This window comes from Cyanobium sp. Candia 9D4, assembly GCF_024346155.1.
Classification (GTDB): domain Bacteria; phylum Cyanobacteriota; class Cyanobacteriia; order PCC-6307; family Cyanobiaceae; genus Cyanobium; species Cyanobium minutissimum.
In genome coordinates this window covers 652,239-669,527 of sequence record NZ_JAGQCK010000002.1, presented here as the reverse complement: position 1 = coordinate 669,527, position 17,289 = coordinate 652,239, and the positions used below count along the sequence as shown (strand labels likewise).

Genomic DNA, 17,289 nt, shown 5'->3' with positions numbered 1-17,289 from the left:
TCTGCGCCCTTCCCTTGATGTCCACACCCGGCGGTCGGCAGGGCCCCCGGCTCAATTTCGGTGATGCGCTCCAGGAGGGCTGGCGGGCCTTCAGTCGCAGCCCGGGCCCCTTCGTCGGCTTCCCCCTGCTGGTGGTGGCCCTCCAGTTCCTGATCCAGCCCCTGCAGAGCCGCATCAGCAGCGGCGGCGTGGCCTCCAGCGACCCCTTCGACTGGGTGCTCTACCTGATCGGGCTGACGGCCAACCTGCTGCTGAACCTCTGGTGCGCCATCGGGCTGGTGCGCGGCGCCGGCAGCGCCCTGCAGGGCGGCCACCCCTCCCTCGGGCAGCTGATGCGCTGGGACGGGGAGGCCTTCCTGCGGCTGCTGCGCGCCTGGCTGGTGCTGGTGGCACTGGTGGCGGTGCCCCTGCTCGGCCTGCTGCTGCTGGTGGGCGGGCCCCTGGCCCTGCTGAGCGTCTACGCCGACCAGCTGGTGCCGTTCAGCCGCACCCTGGTGGAGGTGCTCGGGCTGAGCCTGGCGGTGGTGTTCGCCCTGCTGCTGGGGGTGGTGCTGCTGGGGGTGATCTACCTGGCGATCAACCAGAGCTTCCTCACCCAGATCGTGCTGTTCGAGCGCGCCGGCTCCCGCACCGCCGTGCAGCGCGGGCGGTCCCTGGTGGACCCCAGCTGGCTGATGGTGCTGCTGCTCACCCTGATCGAAGGTCTGCTGGTGCTCCTGGGTCTGCTGGCCTGCCTGGTGGGCGGCTTCGTGGCCTGGCCCCTGGTGGTCTGCATCGCCACGGCGGCCTACCGGCAGCTGGTGCTGGCCGGCGGCGGCCCCGATCCTCTGCCGCCCCTGCCCGGCCGCTGAAGGCGCCTGGGCGGCCGGCACCGTCTCAGCTGCCGTCTCGGCTGCCGTCTCAGCCGCCGGCTCCGGGCGCGAAAGGGCCCACCGTCAGCAGCACGAAGCCCAGCACCCCCACCAGGGCCAGCAGCAGCTGGGCCACCCGGCTCACGAGCATCCCGGCCACCACCGCCAGGCCCACCAGCAGGGAGCGCCGCAGCCGGCCCAGGCCGGGCGGGCCGAGGGTCGGGGGGGCCGTGATCAGCTCACCCAGGCTGGCCCCCAGCAGCGGACCCACCAGGGCCCCCAGCAGGGGCCCGCCCACCGGCAGGGCCGGCAGCAGCCCCAGCAGGCCCACCAGCAACCCCACGCCGGCCCCGACGTAGCTCCAGCGGGTGGCCTGCAGCCGGGCCGGGCCGAGCAGCAGGCCCAGGGCCTCGGCCCCCCAGCCCAGGAGCAGCAGCACCACGGCCAGGGCCAGGGCCGGCCAGCCGGCGGCCCAGCCGACGGCCCAGCACCAGAGCAGGGCGCCCACAGGCAGCAGGGTCAGGCCGGGCGCCACCGGCAGCACCGTGCCCGGGATGGCGAGGGCCTGGATCAGCAGGGCGATCCACCAGAGCAGATCGGCGCGGTCGAGGCTGGGCAGGCTGACCGGGGTCATGGCAAACGGCTCAGGCCACGCGGCGGGCCACCCGCAGCTTGGCGGAGCGGCTGCGGGGGTTGGCCTGCTCCTCCTCCTCACTGGCCACCAAGGGTTTGCGGGTGAGCCGCTCCAGGCGCGGGTCGCTGAGGAAAGCGGTCTTGACGCGCCGGTCCTCGAGGGAGTGGAAGCTGATCACCGCCAGCAGCCCGCCCGGCACCAGCCAATCGGGGGCCCGCTCCAGCAGCCGGTCGAGGGCGCCCAGCTCATCGTTGACCGCGATCCGCAGGGCCTGGAAGGTGCGGGTGGCCGGGTGGATCCGGCCGTGGCGCGCCTTGGGGGGGAAGCAGCCGGCCACGGCGTAGGCCAGATCGGCCGTGGTGCGGCCGCTGCCGGCCCAGGGGCGCTCGGCCACCAGGCGCCGGGCGATCCGGCGTGACAGCCGCTCCTCGCCGTAGCCGTGGATCAGGTCCGCCAGCCTCGACTCCTCCAGCCGGTCGATCAGCTCGGCGGCGGTCTCGCCGGCATCGGGATCCATGCGCATGTCGAGGGGGCCGGGGGCGCGGAAGCTGAAGCCCCGGCCGGGCTCGTCCAGCTGGGGACTGCTGACTCCCAGATCGGCCAGCACCCCCACCAGGGGAGCGGGCGGGGTGAAGTCGGCGAAGTTGGCCGCCTCGATCCGGGCGCGGTCGCCGAAGGGGGCGAGCCGCTCCGCGGCGGCGGCACGGGCGGCGGGGTCCCGGTCGAGGCCGATCAGGCGCAGAGCGGGGTGGGCCGCCAGCAGCAGGGCACTGTGGCCGCCCCCGCCGAGAGTGCAATCGAGCAGTAGCGGCTCTCCGGCCTCGGCAGCCCCGTCACCGGCGTCGGCCGGTTGTCCAGGCAACCCGGAGAAGGCCGCGAGCACCGAATCGGCCAGAACCGGGAGATGGGTGAACGAAACGGCCATCTCACCTTCCTAAGATCCCGGCACTCCGTTCCTTGCGAAGGGCATGACCCAGCTCGAGACCCGCACCGAGCCGATGGTGGTCAATTTCGGCCCCCATCACCCGTCGATGCACGGGGTGCTGCGGCTCGTGGTGACCCTCGACGGCGAGGACGTGATCGACTGCGAGCCGGTGATCGGCTATCTGCATCGCGGCATGGAGAAGATCGCCGAGAACCGCACCAACGTCATGTTCGTGCCCTACGTGAGCCGCTGGGACTACGCGGCGGGCATGTTCAACGAAGCGATCACGGTGAATGCCCCGGAGAAGCTGGCCGACGTGCCGGTGCCCAGGCGCGCCAGCTACATCCGGGTGCTGATGCTGGAGCTCAACCGCATCGCCAACCACCTGCTCTGGCTGGGCCCCTTCCTCGCCGACGTGGGCGCCCAGACGCCCTTCTTCTACATCTTCCGGGAGCGGGAGATGATCTACGACCTGTGGGAAGCGGCCACCGGCCAGCGGCTGATCAACAACAACTACTTCCGCATCGGCGGGGTGGCCGTCGATCTTCCCTATGGCTGGCTGGAGAAGTGTGCCGACTTCTGCGACTGGTTCGGTCCCAAGATCGATGAGTACGAAAAACTGATCACCAACAACCCCATCTTCCGCAAGCGTATCGAGGGGCTGGGGGTGATCGGCAGGGAGCAGGCGATCAACTGGAGCCTCTCCGGCCCGATGCTGCGGGCCTCCGGCGTGCCCTGGGATCTGCGCAAAGTGGACCACTACGAGTGCTACGACGACTTCGAATGGTCGGTGGCGTGGGAGAAGGAGGGCGACTGCTACGCCCGCTACCGGGTGCGGATCGAGGAGATGCGCCAGTCCCTGAAGATCCTGCGCCAGGCCATCACCATGATTCCCGGCGGCCCCACCGAGAATCTGGAAGCCCGGCGGATGGCCGAAGGCAAGAAGAGCGAGTGGTACGGCTTCGATTACCAGTACGTCGCCAAGAAGGTGGCGCCCACCTTCAAGATTCCCGATGGCGAGCTCTATTGCCGGGTGGAATCGGGCAAGGGTGAACTGGGCGTGTTCATCATGGGCAACAACGACGTCACCCCCTGGCGCTGGAAGATCCGCGCCGCCGATTTCAACAACCTCCAGATCCTCCCCCACATCCTCAAGGGGGCGAAGGTGGCCGACATCATGGCCATCCTCGGTTCAATCGACGTGATCATGGGTTCGGTGGATCGGTGACGTCGGCCGGCCGGCGCTGGATCCGCCGGCTCGCCCGTTGCGGCCCCCTCCTGCCGCTGGGGGCCACCGGTCTGCTGGTGCTCAAGGGGCTGCATCCGGGGCTGCCCGGCCTCAGCTGCCCCCTGCGGGCCCTCACCGGCATCCCCTGCCCCACCTGCTATCTCACCCGGGCCACGGCGGCGAGCCTGGTCGGTCGCTTCGACGACGCCGTGGCCCTTCACGCCTTCGGCCCGGTGCTGGCCGCCGGGCTGGTGCTCTGGTCGCTGAACGCCCTGCACACCGGCCGGCTGGTGCCCCGGGTGCTGCGGGGCTGGCACCTGGCGGCCATGGGTGCGCTGCTGCTGCTCTACTGGGCCGGCCGCATGGGGCTGACCTACGGCATGGGCCTGCAGGCGTTTCCGCTTCGATGAGGACCCGGCACGCACGGCCGAGGCCACGCTGCGGCTGACGGTGGAGGGCGGCGAAACCCGAGGACCCCATCCCGGCTTCAGAACTGGAATGGCGTGCTCGGCTTCCCGGGGCCAGCACTTAGTGTGAACTCCTCTTTACAGACGTTCCCCCTGGACAGCGGTCGTGTTCGTTTTTTCCTCTACGCCCTGGGGCCTGTCTTCATCCTGGTGTCGCACCTCGGCTGCCTGCTGCTGCTGGCCACCGGCCTGAGCCTGGCGGCCGCGGGCTGGGCGCTGGCGCTCTACCTGATCCGGATGCTGGCCACCACAGCGATCTACCACCGCCTGATCACCCATGGCAGCTACCGGGCGCCCAGGCTGGTGCACTGGATCGGGTCCCTGGTGGGGGCCTCGGCGGGGCAGATGGGACCGAGCTGGTGGAAAGCCCATCACCTGGCCCACCACCGCCATGTGGACACCGACCTCGATCCCCATTCTCCCCTGAAGCCTGAGGCAGGCCTGGGTGGGTTCTGGCGCTCGCAGGCGGGCTGGCTCCTGGCACCCTCGTTCTTCCCGGAGCGGTTGCCCGCCGATGTGGAGGCGGATCCTGTGCTCAGGCTGATCGACCGCCTGCATTTCGTGCCGCTGCTGGCCCTGGGCGGGGTGTCCTATCTGCTCGGCGGACCCGAGTGGCTGGCGGCCTTCTTCCTGAGCACCACCTTGCTCTTCCATGGCGTGGCCACGGTGAATTCTCTGGCCCACATCGCCGGTGAGCGGCCGTTCCTCACCAACGACATGAGCCGGAACAACGGCTGGGTGGCGCTGATCACCCTCGGAGAGGGCTGGCACAACCTCCACCACGCCTTCCAGTGGTCGGTGCGGCAGGGCTATGGGGTGCGAGGGGGCCGCATCAGGCCGCTGCCTGATCCCACCTATGTCTTCATCCGCGGCCTCGAACGCCTGGGCTGGGCGGATCGGCTGCGACTGCCGGCGGCGGAGGAACTGCTCGAGCGGGCACGCCCCTGAGGCGGTGTCCCCTCAGCTGAGCACCCCCCGGTGGTACGCGGCGTTCTGGATGTAGAAGGTGGCCACCGGCACCGCCACCAGCGAGCCCAGGAAGCAGGTGAAGACCGATACCACCAGGACCAGCAGCCAGGCCAGCAGCTCGATGCCGGCGAACACCCGGCCCTGGGGCGAGCCGTACACGGCCTGGAACGAGGAGGAGAAGGCGTCGAGAATGGGGCTGTCGGTGAGGAACACCTTGTTGACGTACACCGGCATCACCAGGGTGACGGCGAGGCCGGGCAGGATGCAGAGCACGAAGCCGATCGCCGCCACGACCGTGAACAGGGCGCCGGCCAGGATGTAGCGCACCGGCCTTTGCATCAGCACCCGCAGGGCAGCTTCGGCATCGATGATCTCGCCACTGGCGTAGTGCATCGCCGGAACGGCCACGAACAGCACCCCCACCAGATTGGAGAGGATCGTGAAGGGCAGCTGCACCAGGTTGCCGAGCACCGCCCCCAGGCCTGCCGCGGCCTCCGCACCCGCGGCGCCGCTGGAGAGACCCACCCCCAGGGTGGTGAGCGCCAGCGAGGCCACGACGCCGATGACACCGATGACGATCGTCACCACCCAGATCAGCAGGATGGTGGGGATGTGGGCCAGGAAGGCGGCCCAGGCCTTGGAGATGCTGGGGGGCTCGTAGGCGATCGCGGCGGCCAAGGGGAAGGGTTCGTACTGGGCGGAACCTAGGGGCGTTCCGCCGGGCCAGCAACGGCTTCAGACCTGCCGGGGGCAGAAGGGGGCATCAGCATGGGTCGAGGAGCGCCCCTGAGGCTGCATGTCCCCATCCGACCCGGCCGACTGGCTGCTGCTCTGCCGCACGGTGCGCTTCGGCGACACCGATGCCGCCGGGGTGATGCACTTCCACCAGCTGCTGCGTTGGTGCCATGTGGCCTACGAGGAAAGCCTGGAGCGGTTTGGCGTGGTGGCCGGCGAGATCTTCCCCGGGCCGCGCCGGATGCCGGCCGTGGCCCTGCCGATCGTGCATGTCAGCGCCGACTTCAGGCGGCCTCTCGCCTGCGGCGATCCTCTGGCGATCGAGCTGCGGCCCCTGCAGCTCGACGGCGGCAGCTTCGAGATTGGCTACCGCTTCCTGCACGAGGGTCTGGAGGCGGCCACGGGGCTGACCCGGCACGTGGCCATTGAGGCGTCCAGCCGGCGGAGGACGGCCCTGCCCGATGCCATCGGGGCGTGGCTGGAGGCCAGCCGCACGGGCCCCTAGCGGCGGTGGATCCCGGCCCAGGCCAGGGCTGCCAGCTGCAGCGGCAGCAGTGCCGCCATGAGGGCCAGGGGGTGCAGGCCGTCGTGGGGCGTGGAGGCCAGGGCCAGGAAACTCACCAGCCCGCCTCCCGCCACCAGGAGAAGGGCCAGCCGCCGCGGCCGACCCGCTGCGGGCCGCAGCACGGGCATCAGAACCACTCCCGGGTGGCGTCGATGTACTGGGCCTGGAACTCCTCGGTGGACTTGGTGAGATAAATGACGCCTTCGATCACTCCGATGATCCCCATCACCGAAGCCCCGAAGCCGCAGGTGAGCACCGTGACCAGCAACATGATCAGCCCGGCCTTGCTGTAGCCCAGGACGAACTTGTGGATGCCCAGCGACCCCAGGAAGATGGCCAGCAGCCCTGCCGCCAGCTTCTTGTTGCTGGTCTCGACCTGTTGACTTTCGGTCATCGTTGCAGGGGCGTTTCAGAAGGCTTCTAGCGAGTCCAGCCAGCGCTGCCAACGTCCCCGTTGCCATTTGCCTGCGGCGGTGGGCGCCAGCGAGGGGCACAGGTGCCAGCCCCTGGGCCGCTCGGCGGGGGGCCAATCGGCCGTGATGGCCTGCAGCCGCCCGAGCAGCTCCGCCCCTTCCTCCTGCCTGAGTGGCCGCACCAGGGCCACCAGCCGTTCCCCCCACTCCGGATCGGGCCGGGCCAGCAGCAGCACCGCCGCCAGGCCCGCCCCCCGCTGCGCCGCCTCGGCCTGCAGCCGCTCCTCCAGCCGCTCCGGGAACACCGTCTCGCCGCCGCTGTGCAGGGCCCCATCGAGGCGGCCGAGCAGCTCCAGCCCCTCGGGCCCGATCCGGCCGCCGTCGCCGCTGCGCCACCAACCGTCCGGCTGCAGCGGCAGGGGCTGCAAGCGGCCCGCCACCAGCCGGCCGGGGCTGAGGCGGGCGCAGCGCACCTCCACGGCCCCGGTGGGCCCATCAAGGCGCAGGGCCACGTCCGCCAGGGGCTCGCCGCAGCCTTGTACGCCGGCCAGAAAGCGCTGCGGCGGCAGGGCACACACCATGGCGGCGGTCTCAGTGGTGCCGTAGCAGGGGGCCAGGGGCAGCCGGGCCCGGCGGGCGGCGGCCGCCAGCGACGCCGGCAGCCCCGCCCCGCCGACCCAGATCAGGGCGCAGCCGGCCAGCCAGGCCGTGGCGGCGGGGCTGGCCATCAGCCGGGCCAGCTGGGTGGGCACCAGCGAGAGCAGCACGGGCCGCCCCCGGGGAAGGTGACAGGCCTCGGGCAGGAGCTCCGGACTGCGGAGCAGCGACGGGGCCAGCCAGCGCAGCTCCCCTCCCCAGCGGCGGGCCCGCACCAGCGGCAGCAGGCCGCTGACGTGGTGCAGGGGCAGAGGGTCGAGGTGGAGGCAGGCCGCCGGCTCCAGGCCCAGGCCCTCCAGCCAGGCGGCGGTGGCGGCGGCGGAGGCCTGCAGGTGGGCCAGGGGCTGCAGACACCAGTGCCGCCCCCCGCTGCTGCCGCCGCTGCCCACCACCACGGCGGCCCCGAACCGCTCCAGCTCCGCCAGCGCCCCCGGGGCGCCGCCCAGGGCCGCCGCCAGCTCCCCCTGCTGCCCCTGGCCCGCCAGGGCCACCAGCCGCTGCCGTTCCCAGGCCTGCTCCAGGCGGGCCGCCACCGCCTCGGCGTCGGCCCGGGCGGCATCGAGCAGCAGGGGCGCCCAGGGGGGATCGGCCACGCGGGGTCTCGGCGGAGCGCCACGCTCAGGCGACGCTTTCGGGCACGGTAGGGCTGGTGATGGGCGCCAGCGCGGGCTCCGGCTCAGGCCGCCGCCGCCCAGACCCGCTCGGGGTCGGGATCGAACAGGGGGCCGGACGGGGACCAGTCGGGCGCCAGACCGGGGGCCACCGGCGTCGGCCCCCGCCATTGCAGGGCCGCCAGGTGGGCCGTCCAGCGGGCGCCGATGCCGGTCTCGAAGCCGGTGCTCACCATCAGCTGCGGAGCCCCCCGGCCCAGCTGGGCCAGCAGGGGCCGGGGGTCCCCGTCCTGGGACGGACGCCGCACCTGCCAGCCCGCCCAGCGCTGCCGCAGCTGGGGCCACTGCCGCAGGGATTCATCCAGGGCCACGGGAAGGCGCAGGGCCAGTGCCTCGTGGCCCTCCTGGTCGTTGGCATGCAGGGGCTGCTCCAGCCACTCCAGCCGCGGCTCCGGCCCCAGCCGCTCCGCCCAGGCGGCGGCGGTGGCCCGGTCCCAGCCGCCGTTGGCGTCGAGCCGCAGGCGGCCATGGGCCGGCAGGCGCTCCAGCAGCCGCTCCAGCAGGCCCCGCTCCAGCCCATCGGCCGCCGCCGCCACCTTCCACTTGAACGTGGGCGGCGACAGGGGCGGCAGGGAAGCGGCGCCAGCGAGCCCCCGCTCCAGGGCGGCGAGCATCGCCTCACCGGCAGGGAGCAGCCAGGCCGAAGGGGGGGCGGCCAGCCAGCCGCCGGCCGCCGCCCCCACCGCTCCGTCGGCCTCGGCCAGGGCCGCCCCCAGGGCGAAGGCCAGGCTGGGCGACAGGGCGGGCAGGCGGCGCTCCAGATCCTCCCGCTCCACGGCGGAGCCGAGGCCCTCCAGCGCCGCAGCCACCGCGTCGGCTTCCCCCGGGTCGAGCGGGGCCGCCTCGCCCCAGCCGACACCGCCGCCTTGGCCCTGCAGCCGCAGCAGCCAGCCCCGTTTCGCCGCCACCGTGCCGTTGGCCGTCTGCAGCGGCCGGGGCAGCCGGAAGGCGAAGGCCCTCACCCGCAGCTCCAGGGGCCCCAGCGGCCCCGCCCCCCCGTCCGCCCTGGCGTTCACCGGCCCGCCAGAGCCGTCAGCCAGGGGCCCAGGGCCAGGCCGCAGGCGAGCCCCAGGCCGTTGAAAGCCTGGAAGCGCAGGGCCAGGAACTTGCTGCCGACGATGCGCTCCGGCCGGTGGTGCTCCTCGCCGAGGAGCCGGATCAGGGCCCGGGCCGGCGGCAGGCCGATGGCCCCCAGCAGGGCCGTGAGGGGCCACCAGCCCAGCAGCACCGGCGCCCACTGGAGCGCCAGGGCGGCGGCCACGAACCAGGGCACCAGGCCGGCGGCGCGCCGGGTGCCGAGACGCACCACCGGCGAACGCTTGCCATGGGCGGCGTCCTCGTCCACCTGGTGGAAGTGGGAACAGAACAGCACCAGGGTGGTGGCCAGGGCCGGTCCGCTGCCCAGAAGCAGGGCGTCCCCCCAGGGCACCCCGCCCGCCCCCTCCCCGGCCGGGGCCAGGGCCAGCAGGGCGGCGGCGGTGGCGCAGGGGCCGAAGGCCAGCCAGCAGAGGGGTTCCCCCAGGCCCCGGTAGCCGAGGCGGAACGGGGGTCCCTGGTACAGGTAGCCCAGGCCGCAGCAGGCCAGCACCAGCAGCAGCACCACGGCGCTGCTGCGCAGCGCCACCAGGGCCATCAGGCCCAGCCCCACCACCAGGCAGCCGTTGGCCAGGGCCAGCACCCGATCCCGACGGCCGGTGAGGTTGACCACCGAATGGGGCTTGCCGTGGGTGTCCACACCGGTGTCAGCGTCGAAGACGTCATTGGCGAGGTTCTCCCAGGCCAGCAGCAGCACGGCCGCCAGCAGGAACAGCAGCAGCTGCCCGGGCCGCAGACCCAGACCCTGGCCCAGCCGCCATCCCGCCGCCAGCAGCACCGGCATCACCGCCACGGCGTACATGGGCCACTTCACCGCCGCCCGCCAGAGGCGGCCGCGGGAAGAGGCCTCCGAGGCGGCGCCACCCCCCGCGGCGTAACGGCTTGCGACGACCTGTGGCTCAGACATGGGGGCCGCGGGCGTTGGGCGGGGAAAGGCCCATACATTTGAGCAGCCTTCCGCCCCGGTCCCGCGGCCCCTTGGTGCAGGCCCCTGCCACCTTCCCCGCGCTGCTCTCGGCAGCCACCGCCGCCAGCCGGCGTCTGGAGGAGGAGGGAGTGCTCAGCCTGGCCCTTCCGATGGCCGCCTTCGACCCGCTCGTGGCCCTCACCCACCTGGGCAGCGGCGGGGACTTCCGCTTCCTCTGGGACGGCGCCCCGGGGCTCAGCATCGCCGCCGCCGGCCAGTGCAACAGCCTGGAGCTGAGCGGTCCGCGGCGCTTCGAGCTGGCCCAGCGCTTCAGCAGCCTCAGCCTCAGCCGCCTGGCCAGCGAACCGGCCCCCTGTCCGGCCCTGGCCCGGCCCCGCGTGCTGCTGGCCTTCGCCTTCTTCGAGAGCCCGCTGCACCCCGGCACCGGGGCGGCGGGGGTGCAGGCGGTCCTGCCCACCTGGCAGCTGAGCCGCCAGGGCCGCCACTGCTGGCTGCGGCTGCAGCGCAGCCTCGGGGGCGATGTCACGGCCCGCAGCGTGGCCGAGGAGCTCTGGGACACCCGCCAGCGGCTCGAGGCCCTGGCCGGCCCCAGCCCTTCCATGGCGGGCCGGGACACTCCGGTGGGCATCGCCCATGGCTCCCACTGGCACGCGGGCTACCGCTCCGCCCTCGACCGGGCCCTGGAGCTGGTGGAGCGGGGGGAGCTGCAGAAACTGGTGCTGGCGGTGCGTCAGCACCTGCTGCTGGATGGTCCCCTCGATCCCCTCAGCCTGCTGTCGCACCTGCGCCGCAGCCAGCCCGGCAGCTGCCGCTTCCTCTGGCAGCGCTCGGAGCGGGAAGCGCTGGTGGGGGCCTCGCCGGAACGGCTGCTCACCCTGCGGCAGGGCCAGCTGCGCAGCGATGCCCTGGCCGGCACCGCGCCGCTGGGGGAGCCGGCCGATCTTCTGCTCCAGTCGCGCAAGGACCGCCACGAGCACGAGCTGGTGGTGGAGACGATCACCGCGGTGCTGCAGAAGGCGGGCCTCGATCCGCGGCGGCCGCGACGGCCGCGGCTGGCCCGCCACGGCTCCCTGGTCCATCTGCACACCCCGATCACGGCGTCGCTCCGCGGCCAGGCCCCGCTCACCCTGGCCGAAGCGCTCCATCCCACCCCGGCGGTGGCGGGCCTGCCCCGGCGCGAGGCGATGGCCTGGCTGCGCAGCCTGGAGCCGTTCGAGCGGGGACACTACGCCGCCCCGATCGGCTGGATCGACACCGAGGGCGACACGGACCTGCGAGTGGCGATCCGCAGCGGCACCCTGCGGGGACGTCAGCTGGAGCTGACCGCCGGGGCAGGGCTGGTGCGGGGCTCCCACCCCGAGCGGGAGCTGCAGGAGGTGGCGCTCAAGCTCGGGGTGCTGCAGCAGCAGCTCAACCTGCCGGTGGCGGCTGGCTTCGGCTGAGCCGGACCCCCCTCAGCCGGCCAGCAGGCGCTCGATCACCTGATCAGCCAGGGGCCGGCGGCCCAGCCGCTCCACTTCCCGCACGCCGGTGGGGCTGGTGACGTTGATCTCGCTGAGGCGGCCGTCGATGACGTCGATGCCGACGAAGAAGAGCCCTTCGGCCCGCAGCACGGGCGCCAGCTCGGCGCAGATGTGCCGCTCGGCGTCGGTGAGGTCGGCGGCGACCGGGGCACCGCCAAGGGCCAGGTTGCTGCGGAACTCCCCCGCCTTCGGCAACCGGTTCACGGCGCCGAGGGGCTCCCCGTCCACCAGCAGGATCCGCTTGTCGCCGGCGGTGACCGCGGGCAGAAAGGCCTGGACCATGACCGGCAGCGTCTCCTGGAGGGTGACCAGCTCCAGCAGGGACCGCAGCCCGGGAGCCGCCGATGCGGTCCGCACCACCCCCTGGCCGGCCCGGCCCGCCAGGGGCTTGAGCACCACCTCCTGGTGGCCGGCGGCGAAGGCGGCCAGCTGCTCCACCCGGGCGCTGACCAGCGATGGCGCCATCAGATGGCTGAAGCGCAGCGCGCCCAGCTTCTCGTTCCAGGACCTCAGGGCGGCCGGGCGGTTCAGCACCCGCACCCCGAAGGGCTCGGCCAGCTCCAGCAACTGGGTGGCGTAGAGATAGGCCTCATCGACCGGCGGATCCTTGCGCATCCAGATCCAGCGGAAGTGATCCAGCGGCATGTCACGGGGCCCATCGGCCTCGACCCAGGGATCGGGCACGCTCCAGCCCTCGGCGGTGGCGACCATCGGGGCCAGTCGCACCGGCTGGGCCCAGGCCCGGGGACGGTGGCGGCCGTCGTCCGCAGCGGCGCTGGAGAGATCGGCCTGGGTGCAGACCCACACCGCCAGACCGGCCCGCTGGGCCGCCTGCATCAGGGCCACGCTGGAATCCTTGGCCGGCCGCAGGCGCGTGATCGGATCGACCACGAACAGCTGGGCATCCCGATCGGGGCTCACGCGACCAGACGCAGGATGGGGCCCAGCTCTCCGGCCGTGTGGAGCTTGGCGAGCTCCACATAGCCGCCGATGGCGATGCCGTCGATGAAGATCTGGGGAACGCTGGTGCGGCCGCCGGAGCGCTTCATCATCACTTCCTTGTTGATCTCGTCGTCGTCGATGATGAATTCGTTGTAGGTGACCCCGAGCCGATCCAGCAGACCCTTGGCCCGGATGCAGTCGGGGGAGAAGCGATAGGTGTAGATCTCCACCTTGGCCGGCGGCTTCTCCTCCACGGCGTCCTGCCCGGATTGCTCTGGGGGGACTCCTGGGATCTCCATCCGGTCTCACATGGGGCGTCATCGCGCAGCTTAAGGGGACCGTCCATGCCCCACCAGATCCGCCTGGGCCGATCGGCGAAGGCCCGGCATCCTGTGGCCTGATTCCCCGGCGGCGCATGGTCCGTCGGCTCGATGCGCCCCCGTCCCCCTTCGCCCCAGCAGATCCGCAACGCCCTGCAGGTGGGGTTCGCCGGGTTCCTGGCGGCCGGGATCCACGCGGCGGCCGGACCGGACGTCAACGCGATCGACGGCTTCTACGTGGTCTACGGCGCCGCCCGCAGCCTGCTGCCCACACCGGAGGCGTCAAGGGAGGCGGCCTGGGCGCGGATCGTGGGCACCGTGTTTGGCGGCGCCGTGGTGGTGCTGCTCACCCTGGCCCTGCACAACTGGCTCGCCATCGGCATCGGCTACGTCCTCATCCAGCTGCTGGGACGCCGGCTGGGGCTGAGTCCGGCCACGCTGATGAACGCCGTGATCATGACCGTCCTGATCCTGGCGGTGCCGGCCCACGAGCGGATGGGGGGCTGGTACGTCGTCGACAGGACCGGCTGGCACCTGCTCGGGCTGCTGCTGGGCATGGCCGTCGAGCGCCTGTTCTGGTTCCGCTCGCCGCTGCAGCGCCTGGAGGACAGTGAGCGGGGTCTGCAGGGCCGGATCGAAGCCCTGCTGGCTGGCACGTCCCCCGACGGGGCGGAGGAGCTGATCGGCGCCTATGGCGCCCACTGCGCCGTGCACGCCGCCGTGCTGCGCAGCCCCCAGGCCCTCGGCCTGGCGAGTGAACGGATGCAGGAGCGGCACGAGGCCCTCGAGCAGGCGCTGCGCCACGCCGTCGCCCTGGTGCGGGTGCCGGCCGTGCTGCGCTCCATCGATGCCGACGCCTGCCGCGAGGCCCTGCTGCGGCTGCGCAGCCTGGCATCAGCGCCATGACAGCGCCGGGACGGTCGGCCGTGATCGTGCGCAACGGGGCGGTCCTGGCGCTGGTGGTGGCCGCCTGCCACCATCTGGCGCTGCCGGAGGGCCTGTTCCTGGCCCTGGCGGTGCTCACGATTCTCGAGACCGACCTCGGCGGCGGCGTGCTGGCCGGGCGGGAGCGGATCATCGGCACCCTGCTGGGACTGCTCGCCGTGGTGATCGGGGCGGGGATCCTGGGCGGCCTGTCCAGCGCCCTCGGCGTCTTCGTGGGACTGACCCTGGTGCGGCTGTTCGGGTTCGCCGCCGGTCTGACCAGCGGCTTCGTGGTGGGCGGGCATGTGGTGGCGGGCAGCCTGATGAACCACGGCGCTGCCTGGTGGCACTACGGGTTCTGGCGCACGGTGATGACGATCCTGGGCGTGATCCTGGGGGTGCTGGTGTCGCGGCAGATCTACAGCCAGCGGGCCTCCAGCGCCTGGCAGGCCTCCTGTGACGGCTGGCTGCTCGATCTGGCCCGCTTCCTGGAGCGCCTGCCGACCAGTCCCGCGCCGGAGCAGCAGGTCGAGGCCCTGCGGGAACGCCGCAATGGCCTGCGCCGCCGGCTGCCCCAGCTGGCGGCGGAGCGGACCCTCATCCACGGCCAGCCGGACGAGGCGGTGCTGCGGGCCCAGCAGCAGCTGCAGCACGGCAGCACGGTGATGAGCGCGGCGCGGGATCTCTGCCTGCTGCTCAAGAAGGAGGCCCCAGCGGAGTGGATGCCGCCCGGGCTGATCCCGCGGCTGCTGGACAGCGGCCGGACCCGGATCGGGGCGCTCGTCGAGGGGCGGGAGGCCCCGGACGCGCTGGCGGACCTGGGCCGCTGCCGGGAGCAGCTGGCCGCGGCGCTGCCGGGACCGCCGCCGGCGCCCCAGGCCACCGATGCGGCGCCACAGGAAGCCCGGACCCAGCTGCTGATCGCCAGCCGGCTGCTGCTGCTTACGGATGCCCTGATCCGGCTGCCCCAGTCCCCCCAGCAGCCGGATGGGGGGCGCTGATAGGGTCGGGCCATCGCCGGATTCGCTTCCCCTTGCTGGATCTCACCGACTTCAAGCGCGACCTCTCCGAGCTCACCGACCGCCTGGGCCATGCCCAGGACTGTCTTTGACGTACCGGCCCTGAGAGCCCGCCAACGGGACCTGGAGCAGCTCGCCTCCCAGCCCGGCTTCTGGGACGACCAGCAGCAGGCCCAGAAGCAGATGCGTCAGCTGGACGAGGTCAAGGCCCAGCTGGAACAGCTGCAGCAGTGGCAGGCGGCCATCGACGACGCCCGCGCCACCCTGGAGCTGTACGACCTGGAGCCCGATGAGGAGCTCCTCGGCGAAGCCAACGGCGGCCTGCAGAGCCTCAAGGGGGCCCTCGACCGCTGGGAGCTGGAGCGCCTGCTAAGCGGCCCCTACGACAAGGAGGGGGCGGTGATCTCGATCAATGCCGGTGCCGGCGGCACCGACGCCCAGGACTGGGCCCTGATGCTGATGCGGATGTACACCCGCTGGGCCGAGGACCACGGCATGAAGGTGACCATGGACGAGCTCTCCGAGGGGGAGGAGGCTGGCATCAAGAGCTGCACGATCGAGATCGACGGCCGCTACGCCTATGGGTACCTGCGCAATGAGAAGGGCACCCACCGGCTGGTGCGGATCTCTCCGTTCAACGCCAACGACAAGCGCCAGACCAGCTTCGCCGGCGTCGAGGTGATGCCCAAGCTCGAGGAGGAGGTCAAGCTGGACATCCCCGAGAAGGACCTGGAGGTCACCACCTCCCGCTCGGGCGGAGCCGGCGGCCAGAACGTCAACAAGGTGGAGACGGCCGTGCGCATCCTGCACATCCCCACCGGTCTGGCGGTGCGCTGCACCCAGGAGCGCTCCCAGCTCCAGAACAAGGAAAAGGCCATGGCCCTGCTGATGGCCAAGCTGCTGGTGATCGCCCAGGAGCAGCGGGCGGCCGAGATCGCCGACATCCGCGGCGACATCGTGGAGGCGGCCTGGGGCAACCAGATCCGCAACTACGTGTTCCATCCGTACCAGATGGTCAAGGACCTGCGCACCGGCGAGGAGACCACCGACGTTCAGGGGGTGATGGACGGGGATCTGGATCCCTTCATCCAGTCGCTGCTGCGCCAGGGTGTGGAGATCGCCGCCGACGCGGCCGCCTGATCCCCTCCGCAGCGCCCCCCATGCCCGAGCGCCCCAGCCCCCCGCCCGCCCCCGCCGCACCGGGGGAGGAGAGCCCCAGCTTCGTCAAGCTGGCCATGCGCAACATGGTTCGCAAGGGCCGCCAGAGCCTGCTGCACTTCGGCCTCACCGCCCTGGGCCTGTGCGGGTTCCTGCTGCTGATCGCCTGGCTGGGGCGGCCTAGCCTGCCCGGATGACGGCGCCGGAGATCGACCTGGCCTTCAGCCTGGAGTCCGGGGGCTCCGGCGCTGCCCCGGCCCCGGAGCCCCTGACGGACCCCGCCGTGGCCGAAGCCCTCTGGTGCGGCCATCTGGGGGCCTGGCTGGCCCAGCTGCTGCCGGAGCTGCCGGCTTCCCTGCGCGCCGCGGGCTACAGCCTGGGGCTGGAGCTCACCGGCGACGCCACGATCGCGGAGCTCAACCAGGCCTGGCGCCAGCACAGCGGCCCCACCGACGTGCTGGCTTTCGCCGCCCAGGAGGAGGCGCCGCCCGCCCCCGCGGGGGTGGAGCCGGACTGGCTGGAGCTGGGCGACATCGTCATCTCCCTCGACACGGCCCGGCGGCAGGCCGAGGCGGCCGGCCACGGCCTCCAGGACGAACTGCTGTTCCTGGCCAGCCACGGCCTGCTGCACCTGCTGGGCTGGGATCACCCCGATGACGACAGCCTGGAGGCGATGCTGGCCCGGCAGACGGCGCTGCTGGAGGCGTCCCCCTCCTGACAGGGGCTGTTCCCAGCGACCATCGGCGGTAGGGTGCCGGTTGTCCCTCCAACGGCGGTGCGATGCCGATGCTCGTTCCCGAGGAACATCCGCCGGCCCTCCGCCAAGTACCCAGCGACGTGGCCAGCGACGTGCACCGCCGCGGCAGGCGCCTGAGGGTGGGGGCGTGGAAGGTGGCGGGCGACCTGCCGGCGAGCTTCCGCTACGCCGCCCAGGGGCTGGCCTACGGCTTCGCCAGCCAGCGCAACTTCCGCATCCATGTGGTCACCGGCGCCGTGGTGTTCGGCCTGGGACTGTGGCTGCGGCTGGCCGCCGACCGCCTGGCGGTGCTGGTGCTCACGGTGGCGGCGGTGCTGGTGCTGGAGCTGCTCAACACGGCCACCGAGGCGGTGGTGGATCTCGCCATCGGCCGCCAGTTCCACCCCCTGGCCCGCATCGCCAAGGACTGCGCCGCCGCCGCCGTGCTCGTCGCCGCCCTCTCGTCGCTGCTGATCGCCCTGCTGCTGCTCGTGCCCCCCCTGCTGATCCGCCTCGGCGTCTAGACCGT

Annotated in this window: 22 protein-coding genes; 12 read left to right on the top strand and 10 right to left on the bottom strand. The window is 72.5% G+C overall.

The window, feature by feature from the left end; translation table 11 throughout:
* Positions 1-17 precede the first annotated feature (17 nt).
* Entirely contained in the window at positions 18-851 is an 834-nt protein-coding gene (locus tag KBZ08_RS07785) for a hypothetical protein (RefSeq protein WP_254972298.1), read from the top strand.
* A gap of 49 nt (positions 852-900) precedes the next feature.
* Here the strand turns inward: KBZ08_RS07785 and KBZ08_RS07780 are convergent, their stop codons facing one another.
* A complete protein-coding gene (locus KBZ08_RS07780; RefSeq protein ID WP_106219339.1) occupies positions 901-1,485 on the bottom strand; it encodes a DUF456 family protein in 585 nt (194 codons plus the stop codon).
* A gap of 10 nt (positions 1,486-1,495) precedes the next feature.
* Positions 1,496-2,410, bottom strand: coding sequence for a 16S rRNA (cytosine(1402)-N(4))-methyltransferase RsmH (gene rsmH / locus KBZ08_RS07775; RefSeq protein ID WP_254972297.1), 915 nt, complete (start codon positions 2,408-2,410; stop codon positions 1,496-1,498).
* A gap of 43 nt (positions 2,411-2,453) precedes the next feature.
* Here rsmH and KBZ08_RS07770 point away from each other — a divergent pair, with 43 nt between their 5' ends.
* From KBZ08_RS07770 to KBZ08_RS07760, 3 genes are all read left to right on the top strand, one after another.
* Positions 2,454-3,638 (top strand): NAD(P)H-quinone oxidoreductase subunit H, encoded by a 1,185-nt coding sequence (locus tag KBZ08_RS07770; protein ID WP_106219341.1) that lies wholly within the window; start codon positions 2,454-2,456, stop codon positions 3,636-3,638.
* Positions 3,635-4,048, top strand: a complete 414-nt coding sequence (locus KBZ08_RS07765; RefSeq protein ID WP_254972296.1) for a DUF2752 domain-containing protein — start codon at positions 3,635-3,637, stop codon at positions 4,046-4,048. Before KBZ08_RS07770 ends, KBZ08_RS07765 begins: the two co-directional genes overlap by 4 nt.
* A gap of 207 nt (positions 4,049-4,255) precedes the next feature.
* Entirely contained in the window at positions 4,256-5,053 is a 798-nt protein-coding gene (locus tag KBZ08_RS07760) for an acyl-CoA desaturase (protein WP_254972295.1), read from the top strand.
* A gap of 12 nt (positions 5,054-5,065) precedes the next feature.
* On the opposite strand, the gene KBZ08_RS07755 is transcribed toward KBZ08_RS07760, so the two are convergent.
* On the bottom strand, positions 5,066-5,752 hold the full coding sequence (locus KBZ08_RS07755; protein WP_106219344.1) for a hypothetical protein: 687 nt from the start codon (positions 5,750-5,752) through the stop codon (positions 5,066-5,068).
* A 118-nt stretch (positions 5,753-5,870) separates the two neighbouring features.
* Between KBZ08_RS07755 and KBZ08_RS07750 the strand changes: the two genes are divergently transcribed.
* A complete protein-coding gene (locus tag KBZ08_RS07750) occupies positions 5,871-6,314 on the top strand; it encodes a thioesterase family protein (RefSeq protein ID WP_254972294.1) in 444 nt (147 codons plus the stop codon).
* Here KBZ08_RS07750 and KBZ08_RS07745 read toward each other — a convergent pair.
* The 5 genes from KBZ08_RS07745 to menA all read right to left on the bottom strand — a co-directional run bounded on the left by KBZ08_RS07745 (position 6,311) and on the right by menA (position 10,117).
* Positions 6,311-6,502, bottom strand: coding sequence for a hypothetical protein (locus tag KBZ08_RS07745; RefSeq protein ID WP_106219346.1), 192 nt, complete (start codon positions 6,500-6,502; stop codon positions 6,311-6,313). The genes KBZ08_RS07750 and KBZ08_RS07745 overlap by 4 nt on opposite strands.
* Positions 6,502-6,768: a TM2 domain-containing protein gene (locus KBZ08_RS07740; protein WP_106219347.1), complete on the bottom strand. Its 267-nt coding sequence runs from the start codon at positions 6,766-6,768 to the stop codon at positions 6,502-6,504. The genes KBZ08_RS07745 and KBZ08_RS07740 overlap by 1 nt, the downstream gene beginning before the upstream one ends.
* A 15-nt stretch (positions 6,769-6,783) precedes the next feature.
* Positions 6,784-8,037, bottom strand: a complete 1,254-nt coding sequence (locus KBZ08_RS07735; RefSeq protein ID WP_254972293.1) for an AMP-binding protein — start codon at positions 8,035-8,037, stop codon at positions 6,784-6,786.
* A gap of 83 nt (positions 8,038-8,120) precedes the next feature.
* Positions 8,121-9,131 carry an enolase C-terminal domain-like protein gene (locus tag KBZ08_RS07730; protein ID WP_254972292.1) on the bottom strand — a complete coding sequence of 337 codons (1,011 nt, stop codon included), beginning with the start codon at positions 9,129-9,131 and terminating at the stop codon, positions 8,121-8,123.
* Positions 9,128-10,117 carry a 2-carboxy-1,4-naphthoquinone phytyltransferase gene (gene menA, locus KBZ08_RS07725; protein ID WP_106219350.1) on the bottom strand — a complete coding sequence of 330 codons (990 nt, stop codon included), beginning with the start codon at positions 10,115-10,117 and terminating at the stop codon, positions 9,128-9,130. The genes KBZ08_RS07730 and menA overlap by 4 nt, the downstream gene beginning before the upstream one ends.
* A gap of 74 nt (positions 10,118-10,191) precedes the next feature.
* Here menA and KBZ08_RS07720 point away from each other — a divergent pair, with 74 nt between their 5' ends.
* Positions 10,192-11,580, top strand: a complete 1,389-nt coding sequence (locus tag KBZ08_RS07720; protein ID WP_396122389.1) for an isochorismate synthase MenF — start codon at positions 10,192-10,194, stop codon at positions 11,578-11,580.
* Between the two features lie 12 nt (positions 11,581-11,592).
* On the opposite strand, the gene gshB is transcribed toward KBZ08_RS07720, so the two are convergent.
* Together gshB and KBZ08_RS07710 are read right to left on the bottom strand one after the other, a co-directional pair.
* Entirely contained in the window at positions 11,593-12,582 is a 990-nt protein-coding gene (gene gshB / locus KBZ08_RS07715; protein ID WP_254972290.1) for a glutathione synthase, read from the bottom strand.
* Complete coding sequence (locus KBZ08_RS07710) at positions 12,579-12,857, bottom strand: glutaredoxin domain-containing protein (protein ID WP_286160909.1); 279 nt, start codon at positions 12,855-12,857, stop codon at positions 12,579-12,581. Before KBZ08_RS07710 ends, gshB begins: the two co-directional genes overlap by 4 nt.
* 177 nt (positions 12,858-13,034) lie before the next feature.
* On the opposite strand from KBZ08_RS07710, the gene KBZ08_RS07705 reads away from it, so the two are divergent.
* The 6 genes from KBZ08_RS07705 to KBZ08_RS07680 all read left to right on the top strand — a co-directional run bounded on the left by KBZ08_RS07705 (position 13,035) and on the right by KBZ08_RS07680 (position 17,284).
* Positions 13,035-13,829, top strand: a complete 795-nt coding sequence (locus KBZ08_RS07705; RefSeq protein WP_254972289.1) for an FUSC family protein — start codon at positions 13,035-13,037, stop codon at positions 13,827-13,829.
* Positions 13,826-14,848, top strand: a complete 1,023-nt coding sequence (locus tag KBZ08_RS07700) for an aromatic acid exporter family protein (RefSeq protein WP_254972288.1) — start codon at positions 13,826-13,828, stop codon at positions 14,846-14,848. The genes KBZ08_RS07705 and KBZ08_RS07700 overlap by 4 nt, the downstream gene beginning before the upstream one ends.
* A gap of 32 nt (positions 14,849-14,880) precedes the next feature.
* A protein-coding gene (gene prfB, locus KBZ08_RS07695) for a peptide chain release factor 2 (protein ID WP_254972287.1) occupies positions 14,881-16,006 on the top strand; the annotation gives its coding sequence in 2 pieces (ribosomal slippage) (positions 14,881-14,955 and positions 14,957-16,006; 1,125 coding nt in all).
* 20 nt (positions 16,007-16,026) lie between these two features.
* Positions 16,027-16,221: a DUF3285 domain-containing protein gene (locus KBZ08_RS07690; RefSeq protein ID WP_106219357.1), complete on the top strand. Its 195-nt coding sequence runs from the start codon at positions 16,027-16,029 to the stop codon at positions 16,219-16,221.
* The gene (gene ybeY, locus KBZ08_RS07685) at positions 16,218-16,742 is read left to right on the top strand and encodes an rRNA maturation RNase YbeY (protein WP_106219358.1); all 525 of its coding nucleotides are present in this window, start codon (positions 16,218-16,220) and stop codon (positions 16,740-16,742) included. Before KBZ08_RS07690 ends, ybeY begins: the two co-directional genes overlap by 4 nt.
* 68 nt (positions 16,743-16,810) lie before the next feature.
* Positions 16,811-17,284 carry a diacylglycerol kinase family protein gene (locus tag KBZ08_RS07680; protein ID WP_106219359.1) on the top strand — a complete coding sequence of 158 codons (474 nt, stop codon included), beginning with the start codon at positions 16,811-16,813 and terminating at the stop codon, positions 17,282-17,284.
* Positions 17,285-17,289 lie beyond the last annotated feature (5 nt).

Coding starts and splice junctions, on each gene's coding strand:
- rsmH (WP_254972297.1), bottom strand. CDS start 2,410: ATGGCCGTTTCGTTCACCCATCTCCCGGTTCTGGCCGATTCGGTGCTC.
- ybeY (WP_106219358.1), top strand. CDS start 16,218: ATGACGGCGCCGGAGATCGACCTGGCCTTCAGCCTGGAGTCCGGGGGC.
- KBZ08_RS07745 (WP_106219346.1), bottom strand. CDS start 6,502: ATGCCCGTGCTGCGGCCCGCAGCGGGTCGGCCGCGGCGGCTGGCCCTT.
- KBZ08_RS07750 (WP_254972294.1), top strand. CDS start 5,871: ATGTCCCCATCCGACCCGGCCGACTGGCTGCTGCTCTGCCGCACGGTG.
- KBZ08_RS07680 (WP_106219359.1), top strand. CDS start 16,811: ATGCTCGTTCCCGAGGAACATCCGCCGGCCCTCCGCCAAGTACCCAGC.
- KBZ08_RS07780 (WP_106219339.1), bottom strand. CDS start 1,485: ATGACCCCGGTCAGCCTGCCCAGCCTCGACCGCGCCGATCTGCTCTGG.
- KBZ08_RS07785 (WP_254972298.1), top strand. CDS start 18: ATGTCCACACCCGGCGGTCGGCAGGGCCCCCGGCTCAATTTCGGTGAT.
- KBZ08_RS07690 (WP_106219357.1), top strand. CDS start 16,027: ATGCCCGAGCGCCCCAGCCCCCCGCCCGCCCCCGCCGCACCGGGGGAG.
- KBZ08_RS07740 (WP_106219347.1), bottom strand. CDS start 6,768: ATGACCGAAAGTCAACAGGTCGAGACCAGCAACAAGAAGCTGGCGGCA.
- KBZ08_RS07700 (WP_254972288.1), top strand. CDS start 13,826: ATGACAGCGCCGGGACGGTCGGCCGTGATCGTGCGCAACGGGGCGGTC.
- KBZ08_RS07705 (WP_254972289.1), top strand. CDS start 13,035: ATGCGCCCCCGTCCCCCTTCGCCCCAGCAGATCCGCAACGCCCTGCAG.
- KBZ08_RS07770 (WP_106219341.1), top strand. CDS start 2,454: ATGACCCAGCTCGAGACCCGCACCGAGCCGATGGTGGTCAATTTCGGC.
- menA (WP_106219350.1), bottom strand. CDS start 10,117: ATGTCTGAGCCACAGGTCGTCGCAAGCCGTTACGCCGCGGGGGGTGGC.